Raw genomic sequence first — 11,003 nt, 5'->3', positions numbered from 1 at the left:
CATGAGCGACCTCATCGTGTACGGCGCCGGCTGGTGCCCCGACGTCAAACGCAGCCGGGCCCTGCTGGACTCGAAGGGCGTCGAGTACGACTACATCGACGTCGAAGCGGACTCCGGCGCGGAGGAGACGGTGCGCGCGCTGCAGAACGGTGAGCGGCGGATCCCGACCATCGTCTGGCCGGACGGCACCCACCTGGTCGAGCCGAGCGACGACGAGCTCACCGCGCACCTGAACCGGTGACCCTCCCGGACGTCCCGGTCGGCACGAGGGTCGTCGTGCGGTATCGGATCGAAGGCGGGTTCACCGACGCCCTCGGCTACCTGCGCTCCCGTGACGACACGGAATGCACGGTGGAGACCAAACGCGGACTCGCGACGATCCGGCTGGCGGACATCGTCCTGGCGAAGACGGTCCCGCCGCCTCCTACTCCACGCACCCCTCGTGAGCGGTAAGGACATCAGAACCACCGCGTCCTCTGTATTCCCGGTCGGAAGTCCGTGAAGGCCTCCTTGAGGGACTCTGGGTCCCTCAAGGAGGCCTTCACGGACTGGGGCGCACAGGACGCGGCGTGAGCGGAGGCGTGACTTGCGTGATTGAAAGCGGTACTCGGGGAGTTCCGCCGCTGATCACGCGAGTTCCGGCTTCGATCACGTGAGTGCGGTGCCAAGGGCTAGCTCTTGCGCGATTTGGTGGCCTTCTTCTTCGCGTCCTTGGCCTTGCCCTTGACCGTCCCGACGGCGTCCTGCAGCGGCGCGTAGGTGCCGAACAACGCGGGATCCGGTTTCGGAGCGGTGCCCGGACCGCCGAGCGGCTCCGGGTCCATCAGGTACTCGATCCCGTCTTCGCCGAAGCTCCAGCCGCCCTTCGCGCCGTCCGGCCCGTCGGACAGATGCCACACGGTGTTGTTGTGGTCCTGGTTCTCCTCGTCGAACAACGCCGTCGGCGCGATGTCGCTTTCCAGGCCGTCGGCCTTGAGTTCCTCGATCGCGGCGAGCCACTGCTTCTGGTGCACCGTGTCGCGGGCGAGATTGAACTGCAGCATGGCCTTCACGCCAGGGTCGTCGGTCATGTTGTACAGCCGGGCCGTCTGCAACCGGCCCTGCGCCTCGGCCGCGGCGTTCGCCCGGAAATCGGCCAGCAGATTGCCCGACGCGACGACGTAGCGGCCGTTCCAGGGGTAGCCCTGGCTGTCGCTCGGGGTGGCCCCGCCACCGGAGATGATCGCCTGCTGGGGGTCCATCCCGCCCAGGATCGCCGCGGTGGCTGGATCTTTCGCCGCCTCGGCCACCATGGTGGCGGGTGCCCCTTCCAGCAGCCGGGCGACCATCGTCGCGAGCATCTCGACGTGCCCGATCTCCTCGGTCGCCGTATCCATGATCAAATCCTTGTACTTGCCCTCGATCCGGCAATTCCAGCCTTGGAAGAGGTACTGCATGGTGACGGTCATTTCGCCGTAGGCGCCGCCGATGAGTTCCTGCAGCTTTCGGGCGTACAAGGCGTCCGGCTTTTCCGGCTTGGCCTCGAACTGGAGCGATTTGGTGTGACGGAACACTGATTACCTCCGAATACTGGGAGAAGAACGGATCAGCGAGAGTCGGCGATCGGCGCCTTCGAACCGGAAAGCGGAATGAGCCCGAGCGCGATCATCCCGACGGCCAGCCCGAGGTGCAGCCAGTTGTCGGCGCTGTTGACCGGCACGAAATTCGCCGCCGACCCGTGGTCGATCAGCAGTCCGTACAGCCAGAGCACGAGATAGACCACCCCGCCGCCGACGAGGAACGCTTTCGCGCCGCTCGCCGTCCGGGCCAGCAGGATGCCCGCGACGCCGAACGCCAGATGGACGATGTTGTGCAGGATCGAAACCTGGAACACGCCCAGCAGCAAAGCGCCGGACTCGTGCCCGGCACCGCTCAGCTGCTCGTAATTCGTCGTGACGCCGGGAATGAAGCCGAGAATGCCGACGAGCAGGAAGACCGCGCCCACGCCGAGGGCGATGAGCTGGCGCGGAGCCCGCCGAACGGTGGCCGGCGATGCAGTCATGATTTCCTCCGATCCAGGTGGAATGAGCTTCTGGAACGTCGAGTACCCGTGCCGGAGCCGGTCACACCGGGGAATCGGTGTTTTCGAATTCGTGGGAATTCCCGTGTAATCCGATGCCGCCGGGGTAGCCACCGCCCAGTACTCACCTGGCAAGGAGGCGGAAATCGTGGCCGAGCACGAGGCACCGCAGGCAGGGCCGGTCGGCAGGCTTTTCCGGGCCGGCTTCCACTCGCTCTCCGCACTTCGCGGCGCGCGAGCGTTCCACCCGAACGGCCTACTGCTCAAAGGCGAGCTTCACGCTTTGAGGCGCGACGATCTAGCGTTGCCGCCGGAACCGGTGACCGTCACCGTGCGAATGTCCAAAGGGGCCGGTCTCCCGGGTCGTATCCCCGACGCGCTGGGGCTCGCGATCCGCGTCCCCACCGCCGACGGCGATCCGTGGGATCTCACCCTGACCACTTCGGCCGTCCGGGTGGTGCCGCGGCCGGCGCGATCCTGGACCACCGGCCGCTTCAGCTCGCTGCTGCCCTATCGCGTGAACGGCGAACTGGTCTGGCTGTCGGCCCGCGCGGAAACGCCGCGGCGCGCCGGAGCCTCACTCGACGCCTTGAGCCGACTGGTGCAGGAAGGACCGGTGACCTACCTCGTCGAAACCGTCCGCGCGAACGGGCATCGGAAACCCTGCGCGACGCTGACCCTCCACGAGGTCGACCAAGACGCCTCGCGCCCCGCCTTCGATCCGATGCTGAACGCTCCCCCTGGCTGGGAGCTGCGGCCCCGCTGGCTCACCGGGTTGCGCGAGCGCGCCTACGAGGGCAGCCGCGAAGGCCGCTGATCATCCCGCGAGCGGCTTGTCCAGCACCGCCTTCACGTGGCTGAAATTCTCGATCGAGTAGCGCCCGTGATAGCGACCCATCCCGCTCTCCCCCACCCCGCCGAACGGCAGTTCCGGCGCCGCGAGATGGATGATCGCCGCGCCGAACACCAGCCCGCCCGACGAGGTTTCCGTCTCGATCCTGCGCTTGGTTTCCTCCGATTCGGTGAAGGCGTACAGCGCCAGCGGCTTGTCGCGCTCGTTGACGAACGCCAGCGCCGCGTCGACGTCGGGCACGTCGATGATCGGCAGGATCGGGCCGAAGATCTCGTCCCGCATGACCGGGGCATCCGGCGAGACATCCGTGAGCACGGTCGGCGCGATGTACTTCTCGTCGCGGTCGGCCTGGCCGCCGACGACCACGGTTCCGTTGTCCAGCAAGGCGGCGAGCCGGTCGTGGTGCCGGGTCGAGATGATCCGGCCGTAGGCTTCGCTGGCGGCCGGGTCGTCGCCGAACATCGCTCGGACGGCCTCGGCCAGGTGTTCCGCCAGCTTCGGGCCGGTGTCGCCGATCGCGAGGACGTAGTCGGGCGCGACGCAGGTCTGGCCCGCGTTGGCGAACTTGCCGTAGGCCAGCCGCTGGGCGGTCACGGCGAGGTCCGCCCCCGGCTCGACGATCGCCGGGCTCTTACCGCCCAGCTCCAGCGTGACCGGCGTGAGATGCTTCGCCGCCGCGGCCATGACGATCCGGCCGACCGTCCCGTTGCCGGTGTAGAAGATGGTGTCGAACTTCTGCTCCAGCAACGCCGTCGTCTCGGGGATCGCGCCTTCGACGACACGGACGCCCTCGACGTAGTTCGGCAGATGCTCCGCGATCGCGGCCGAGGTGTTCGGCGACAGCTCACTCGGCTTGACGACCGCGCAGTTGCCCGCCGCCAGCGCGCCGACCAGCGGCGCGAGCACCAGTTGCAGCGGGTAGTTCCACGGCCCGATGATCAGCGCGACCCCTAGCGGCTCGCGAACGACGCGGCCGTCGGCCGGTCGCAGCGGATACGGCAGGCCGGCGGGCTCCGGGCTCAGCCAGGAGTCGAGATTCTCCAGCGTGTGGTCGATCTCGTTCCGTACGAGCGCGATCTCCGCGCGCTTTGCCTCGGCGGTGTTCTTGCGCAGATCGGCGTAGAGCGCCTTGAGGAAGACGTCGGCCTGCTCGGACAGAAGGGTCCGCAGGCCCGTGAGCTGCGTTCGCCGCCACTCCACCGGTTTCGTGACACCGGAGCGGAAGAGGGTGCGCAGTTCTTCGACGACGGCGGGGGCATCGCTGCTGATCATGGTTCTGAGCCTAACCGTGGGCGGTCACTGCCGCGCGGTATAGGGCGTTATACAGAAGCCGAAGGCGTGATTCGCGTGATCAGGGACGTGACTCGCGTGACTGGAGGCCGCACTCGGGTGTTCCGCCTCCTTCACTACCTTCCCCAAGTACATGAAGGCCCCCTTCCTTGCGTCTAGCGCAAGGAAGGGGGCCTTCATGTACTTCAAGGTGCTCAACCCGGCGGTCGGGAGTTACGGGTAGCTCACCAGGTTGCTCGGCCGCGTGTCCGGCGGCGTCACCGCCCCGGCGTCGTTGATCACGTGGGTGATGGTGCCCTTGTAGTTCAACGAGACCGTCACCAGATTGTGGAACCGGACGCCGGAGCGGTTCGGCACCTCGAACGCGTGATACAGATTCACCGACGGGTTGTCGTTGAAGAAGCAGTAGCTGCCCAGGCCCCACGCCTCGTGCGTGGTCACGTTGTCCCCCACCTTGTAGGCGGCGTACCCGTTGAGCCCGTTGGGACTCTTCCAGCCCGCCTGGTCCGGGACGTCGTACGGGATCTCGTTCTGGAAGAAGATCGTCCTGCCGTTCTGGCCGTTCCAGATCACCTGGTACTTCTGGTAGTGCTCGACGAACAGGCCTGTCGCCAGCACGTTGTCGCCGTTGACGACCACGCCGGTGTCGCCGGTGTTGATCGTCCAGCCGTAGGTGCCCGCGTTGCCGTGGTCGGCCCGCCAGGCCCAGATGTGGTCGATGATCGTGTCACGGCTGTTGACGATCAGGCTGTTCGTCGCCTTCCCCGCGATCTGACCGCCGATCCGGAAGAACACGTCCTGCAAGGTCGTCGGGTTCGCCGCGTGGTTCGTCGTCGAGCCCGCCTGTCCGACCGTGAGCAGCGACTGCGAGTTGGTCGTGCCGGCGTCGAACAGCAGCCCCTTGAGCCGGACGCCGTCGACGTCCGCGACCTTCATGGCGTCGACGCCGTTGTCCGGCACCAGCGTCGGGTAGCCGACGCCGAGGACGACGGTGTTCGCCTTCGTCACGTTGAGCGTCTGGTTCAGGTGATAGACGCCCGGCGTGAAGAACAGGTTGCAGCCCTGGGAAAGCGCGGTGTTGATCGACGACGCCGTGTCCCCCGCCTTCACGACGTAGAACTGGCTCATCGGCAGCGAGGAGCCCTGGGTGCCACCGTTGGCCCAGCTCGGCCCAGAGGCGTTGGTGCGCAAGGAAGGCAGGAACACGCGGTACTTGCCGGAGCCGTCGAGGTAGAGATACGGGACGTCGCGGGACACCGGCGTGGTGCCGAGCGTCGTCTCCGGCGGGTTCGGGAAGGTGTTCGCGGGAGCGCCGCTCGTCCCGGAGAAGACCATGTTCCAGACGCCGCCGTCCCAGCTGCCGTAGCTGCTGTCCCGGGTGTACCACTGCTGCTGCGAGATCGACGCGGCCTGTCCGGAGACCTTGGTGTCGGCGGTGTAGCCACCGCTCGCGAACCCGTAGCTGGCCGGGTAGAGCTGGAGCCCGCCACGGATGTCCATCCGGCGGAACGGCGCGGCCTGCGCGACGGCCCAGCGGGTCGAACCGCTGCTCGGGACGACGGCGAGGTTCTCCGCCGAGCGCCAGAAGTTCTGCAGCGCCACACCCTTGTCCGACTCGTTGAACGCGTCGACCGTCACGTCACCGTTGATCACCACGTCGCCCGGGTTCTGCCCGAGGCCCGCGACAGAGGTGTAGTAGCCGACGTTGTCGTGGATGCCGTTGTACACACCGGGCTTGAACAGGTGCGCGTACCGGCGCTCGGTGAACTGCGCGGTCAGGGTGTCCTTCTGCGCGTTGAAGTCCGCGTCGAGCCGGGACTGGATCGACGCCGCGGACATCCCCGGGTCGAAGATCCGCACGTTCGGGCCGAAGTCCGGGACCTCGGCCTGCACCGGGCAGGTCGCCTGTGTCGATCCGATCGTGTAGCTCGCCGACGCCACCGGGGAGTTCGCCGAGCCGGATTTGAGCGCGATCGCGGAGATCGTCGAGGACGCGGAGACCGTGATCGGCCCGGTGTACAAAGTGGACGACGCCGTCGGCGTGGAACCGTCCACTGTGTACCGGATCGTCGCGCCGGAGGTCGCGCTCGACAGGGTCACCGAACGTGCGCTCGGGTAACTGCCGCCCGGCGGATCGAAGGTCGGTGACGCGACGGTCGTGCCGCTGCCGCCGTGGGTGTACGTGAAGTGCGGGGTGTCGTACTGCGGCCCGTTCTTCTCGTAGGTGAACCAATAGTCGAGCACCGTGCCCGCCGACAGCGAGCCGACGGTGTGCCGCCACGTGCCCCCGTTGTCGGTCATGCGGACGTTCTGCTGCCCCACTCCCGGAACGCCGGTGTAGTGGATGTCGACGTAGCGCGCGGGGCTCGCCGGCGTGAAGGAGAACTGCGCCTGGGTCGCATTCAAGGACGCGGCACTCTGGCTGTAGTCGGCGGCCGCGGCGGTGGCACCGCCGAGCCCTGCCGCGATCAGGAGCGCGGAAAGGCCGAGGGCGAGCGCGCCCCGGACCCCTTTCCGCCGTTCGGGCTGCACAAAGATCCGGTTCACGTCGTGACACCTCCGGCGTTGGAAATCCACGGGCGAAGCAATTCGTTGCGCGCCACAACAAAGTAGCCGTCCGTGCGATATGTCCAGATCACGCTTCGGTAACACTGGTGGTCCAAACCACTGACTACTCCGGACAGCCCCTCCGGGTACCGCCGTTCCGCTCGCCTCGTACCGCCGTTCGGGTCACCCAGGCCGCGATCTGCGCACGGGAATCGAAGTCCAGCTTCCGCAGGATTCGCTGGACGTGCCCCTCGGCGGTGCGGCGGGAGATCACCAGCCGATCGGCGATCTCCCGGTTGGACAAGCCGTCGGTGATCAAGAGTGCGACCTCGTGCTCTCGGTCGGTGAGCACGGTCTCGACCTCGGCGACGGGACCGCTCTCCGTGCCCTCGGCTTCGTCGAGCGCGAAGGCGACGGCCTCTTCCAAGGTGAACTCGCTCCCGTACCGCGCCAGGACCGCGTACCGGCTGTCACCGAGCGCCTCCCGGGTCCGCGCCTCACAGTCACCGTGCGGGGCACCGAAATACTTCGAGCCGAACATCGGGTAGCCGACCGATTGCCAGATCCGCCCGGCGCAGCCGAGCAGGGTCGCCGCACGCGCCCAATGCCGCAGCGACGACTCGATCCACGCGAGCACCTCGATCGACAACACCATGCCGAGCAGGTCGTTGAAGGTGCGCTTGATCCTCAGGCAGCTGCGCGCGTAACCGATCGCCGGCTCGAATTCGCCCCGGTTCAGCGCCACGAGCGCCAGCACGTAGATCGCGTAGGCGTAGGCCCATTCCTCGCCATGCGCCGCGCCGATCGCGCGCGCCTCTTCGCACAGCTCCGCGGCCTCCTCCAACTCGCCGAGGAATATCGACGCGATCGCCATCTCGATTCCGGCCAGCATCACGTTGCCGTTCAGCTCGCCCAGCCGGCGATAGCGGATCCGGGCGTCCTGGAACAGGTCCTTCGCGTAGCCGACGTCGTCGCCGACCAGCGCGTTGCAGCCCAGGCGGTGGACCGCGTAGGCGAGCGCCGCCTCGTCCCCGACCCTGCCGGCTTCGGTGCGGCACTCCCCCAACAGAGTCACCGCACGCGCGACGTCACCCTGCAGCGTTGACACGTATCCGTTGACCCACAAGGCTTTCAGGCGGTCTTTGCCGCCTTCGCGGACGGTTTCGAGCGCGTGGTCGAGCCAGTGCCTCCCCTCCCCCAGCACACCGCAGCCCGCCCAGTAGAACCACAGCGTGCCCGCGAGCTTCAGCCCGGTCCTGCCTTCGGACGGCGTGGCGAGGCAATAGTCGAGCGCGGCGCGCAGGTTCGCGTGCTCTAGTTTGGTCCTCGCGCAGATCTCCGCCTGCTTCGGCCCGAACCAGTCCCGCTCGCTCCGCTCCGCCTGCGCGAGGTAGTAGTCCCGATGGCGGCGCAGGACCGCGTCCTCGTCACCCATGCCGTGCAGCTTCGCCCTGCCGAACTGGCGAAGCGGCTCCAGCAGCCGGTATCTCGTCCGGTCGCCGTCGCGTTCGAAGAGCAGGACCGACTTGTCCACCAGCCCGGCCAGGTGCCCGAGCACCGACCGGGCGGACAGCCCCTCCCCGGCGCAGACGAATTCGGCCGCGGACAGGCTGAACCCGCCTCCGAAGACCGATGCGCGCGCCCAGAGGACCCGCTCGGCGGCACCGCACAGGTCGTGGCTCCACTCCACTGCCGCCAGCAGCGTCTGGTGCCTGGGCAGTCCGCCGCGTTCCCCCTTGGCGAGCAAGTGGAAGTTGTCCGCCAGCCGGGTCGCGAGCTCGTCGAGCGACAGCGCCCGGACCCGGACCGCGGCCAGTTCGATCGCCAACGGTATCCCCGCGAGCATCCGGCACACGTTCGCGATCAAAGCCTGGTTCTCGTCGGTGACGACGAATCCCGGCTCGACCGCGGCCGCCCGTTCGGCGAACAACGCCATCGCCGGATAGTCACGCCAGGCCCCCGATCGCAGCGGGATCCGGGGCGCGGGCAGCGGTAGCGGCGCGACCTGCCAGAGATGCTCTCCCGGGATCCCGAGCCGTTCCCTGCTGGTGACGAGGAAGCGGAGCCCCGGCGACACCCTCAGCAGCCGATCCGCCGACGCCGCACAGACCTCTATCAGGTGTTCGCAGTTGTCCAGGATCACCAGGATCCGGCGCCCCCGCAGGTGATCCGCGAGCACGTCCGCCTGGTCACGGCCCGTGTCGTCGCGGACGCCGAGCGCCTCCAGCACCGTGTGAGCCAGCAGATCAGAGTCGGTCAGATCCGCGAGTTCGACGAACCAGACACCGTCGGGGAAAGCTCGCCGCAGTTCCGCGGCGGTATGCAGGGCCAGCGTCGTCTTGCCGACGCCGCCGACCCCGGTCAAGGTCACCAGCCTCGCCTTGGACAGCAGTCTTTTGACCTCGGCGACGTCCCTTTTCCGACCTACGAAACTCGTGGTCCCGGCGGGGAGGCTGCCCGGCCGGTCTGCTGCGGCCGCGGTGCCCACCCCAGAACCGTACGGACGCCCGCGACCGGCGGTCAACGAGGCCGGTGGCCCGTTCCCTCGGTCAGCCCAATCCGGCTTCAGTCGTCCGGCACCACGTAGAGCGTCGACACTTCGCCTCCGTGCATGGCCACGAGGCTGGTCCGGCAAGCGAAGAGCACCTCGCGGTTCGCGACCGTGTCCGGCGGGACACCACAGCCGTCGCAAGAGAGTTCGACCGATCCCGGAAAGGTCTCGTCGATCTCGACGTCGACCGTCCGGTCGCAGCGCCGGCACCAGCGATGCCCGGTGACGACCAGTACGTGCAACGGATCGGAGATGCACTGGTGCACCCAGCAGCGGTGCACGTAACAGGTCGTACGCGCGTGTGCGCTCAACCCGTGCTCCTCCGCCACGTCCTCGGCGGCGAGGATCGCGGCCAGCCGACGGTCGGCGAGCTCGCCGTACCGATCCAGACGACCGCCCGCCCGGGGTGTCGTACGCGCATCCTCCGAGGAGACCAACCGGAGACGGGCTCGCGAGGGCGGTGTAGCACTTAGCACCATGTGGGTCTCGACCTTTCGGCATCCACTGGAAGTCCTACCAGGTTGCTCTCGTTCCGCCTGGGCGACACCCGTACAACTACCTGTCTTCTTACCTGAGCGCACTTTGAGTTTCGCGGTGAGACAGTCGCGGCGGCGCGTCCTCCGGGCTACGCTTTGAGCCACGAAATCGCGCTGGGGTTACGTCAGGGGTTAATGACCATGACAGATCCTGAAGCCGCCTCTCGCCACCACCTCATTCCTGACCGGGTGCGGGACCATGATGTCGAGGCGCTGGAAACACAGACGAAAGCGCTTCGTGCCGTCGACTACCAATGCGGGGGTGGGATGTGCCGCGACGCGGTCGTGGTCCGGATCCGGCGCGGCCATCGGATGCTCGCGATGCCGATCTCCGAACCGTTGCGGGCCAGGCTTTTCTCCGCGGTCGCGGATCTCCACAACCTCGCCGGATGGACGTGTTTCGACAGCGGTCACGTCGGCGCCGCGCAGCATCATCTCGATGTCGCGCTGAAGCTCGCCGCCGATGGCGAAAACGCCGAATTGATCGCGAACATCCATTACCGGCGAGGCCGGATCGATCTGCATTACGGAGTGATGGACGAAGCCCTCGCACAATTCGAACTGGGCAGGCTCGCCGCGAAGCGGGCCGGTTCGAAGCTGGCCGCGAGCATCCTGAGCGCGAACCAAGGCTGGGCCTACGCCAAGAAAGGCGACGCGAACCTCGCCGTCGGGTTGATGGGCCAAGCAGGCGAGGAATTCGCCGAGAAGGGTGACGCCGAGTCACCCGACTGGGCGAGGTTCTTCACCGAGGTCGACGTTTCCGCGATGGCGGGCTCGGTGCACACCGACCTGGCTTTGCGTAGGGGTGGCCGCCATGTCGGACAGGCGATCGCCGCGCTCACCGACGCCGTACGCGGATACGGTCCCGAAATGGCGCGCAGCCGTTCCCTGTGCCTGGCCATGCTGGCCACGGGACACGTTCTCGGCGGAGACGGCGACCAGGCGCTGTCCGTCGGCATCCAAGCGATCGAAAGCGCCGAAACGGTCAAATCGGTCCGCACGAAAGACCGGCTGCGCCCGCTTGAGCGAGAAGCCGCCAAACACCCCGATGACGCCGCTTGCCGGACTTTGTCCGAGGCGGTGACCTTGTTCGTCACCGGCCGCGACCAAACCTGAAGAAGATCCGTTTGTACGGCCCTTGTATTCCCGCTGCCCATGCTTCCCGGA

At 67.5% G+C, this 11,003-nt stretch carries 10 protein-coding genes; 4 read left to right on the top strand and 6 right to left on the bottom strand.

Features of this window, described 5'->3' with window-relative positions:
- Window position 1: 1 nt before the first annotated feature.
- Window positions 2–241, top strand: coding sequence for a glutaredoxin family protein (locus AJAP_RS18050; RefSeq protein WP_037338316.1), 240 nt, complete (start codon window positions 2–4; stop codon window positions 239–241).
- Complete coding sequence (locus AJAP_RS18045; RefSeq protein WP_038513192.1) at window positions 238–453, top strand: putative acetyltransferase; 216 nt, start codon at window positions 238–240, stop codon at window positions 451–453. Before AJAP_RS18050 ends, AJAP_RS18045 begins: the two co-directional genes overlap by 4 nt.
- Window positions 454–671: 218 nt before the next feature.
- Here AJAP_RS18045 and AJAP_RS18040 read toward each other — a convergent pair whose 3' ends face one another.
- Both AJAP_RS18040 and AJAP_RS18035 read right to left on the bottom strand, forming a co-directional pair.
- A complete protein-coding gene (locus tag AJAP_RS18040) occupies window positions 672–1,553 on the bottom strand; it encodes a manganese catalase family protein (protein WP_038513190.1) in 882 nt (293 codons plus the stop codon).
- Window positions 1,554–1,585: 32 nt separating this feature from the next.
- Window positions 1,586–2,041 (bottom strand): DUF4383 domain-containing protein, encoded by a 456-nt coding sequence (locus AJAP_RS18035; protein WP_038513188.1) that lies wholly within the window; start codon window positions 2,039–2,041, stop codon window positions 1,586–1,588.
- 166 nt (window positions 2,042–2,207) lie between these two features.
- Here AJAP_RS18035 and AJAP_RS18030 point away from each other — a divergent pair, with 166 nt between their 5' ends.
- On the top strand, window positions 2,208–2,876 hold the full coding sequence (locus AJAP_RS18030; RefSeq protein WP_038513186.1) for a catalase family protein: 669 nt from the start codon (window positions 2,208–2,210) through the stop codon (window positions 2,874–2,876).
- Here AJAP_RS18030 and AJAP_RS18025 read toward each other — a convergent pair whose 3' ends face one another.
- The 4 genes from AJAP_RS18025 to AJAP_RS18010 form a co-directional block, all read right to left on the bottom strand.
- The gene (locus AJAP_RS18025; protein WP_038513184.1) at window positions 2,877–4,184 is read right to left on the bottom strand and encodes an aldehyde dehydrogenase family protein; all 1,308 of its coding nucleotides are present in this window, start codon (window positions 4,182–4,184) and stop codon (window positions 2,877–2,879) included.
- Window positions 4,185–4,415: 231 nt separating this feature from the next.
- Window positions 4,416–6,749, bottom strand: coding sequence for a chitobiase/beta-hexosaminidase C-terminal domain-containing protein (locus AJAP_RS18020; RefSeq protein ID WP_038513182.1), 2,334 nt, complete (start codon window positions 6,747–6,749; stop codon window positions 4,416–4,418).
- Window positions 6,750–6,873: 124 nt separating this feature from the next.
- On the bottom strand, window positions 6,874–9,237 hold the full coding sequence (locus tag AJAP_RS18015; RefSeq protein ID WP_051972500.1) for an ATP-binding protein: 2,364 nt from the start codon (window positions 9,235–9,237) through the stop codon (window positions 6,874–6,876).
- A gap of 77 nt (window positions 9,238–9,314) precedes the next feature.
- Window positions 9,315–9,737: a hypothetical protein gene (locus AJAP_RS18010; RefSeq protein WP_228694972.1), complete on the bottom strand. Its 423-nt coding sequence runs from the start codon at window positions 9,735–9,737 to the stop codon at window positions 9,315–9,317.
- 195 nt (window positions 9,738–9,932) lie between these two features.
- Here AJAP_RS18010 and AJAP_RS18005 point away from each other — a divergent pair, with 195 nt between their 5' ends.
- Window positions 9,933–10,952 carry a hypothetical protein gene (locus tag AJAP_RS18005; RefSeq protein WP_148311526.1) on the top strand — a complete coding sequence of 340 codons (1,020 nt, stop codon included), beginning with the start codon at window positions 9,933–9,935 and terminating at the stop codon, window positions 10,950–10,952.
- Window positions 10,953–11,003: the final 51 nt, after the last annotated feature.

This window comes from Amycolatopsis japonica (genome assembly GCF_000732925.1).
Taxonomy (GTDB): Bacteria; Actinomycetota; Actinomycetes; order Mycobacteriales; family Pseudonocardiaceae; genus Amycolatopsis; species Amycolatopsis japonica.
The sequence above is the reverse complement of the archived record's forward strand: the minus strand, read 5'-3'. Positions and strand labels throughout refer to the sequence as shown.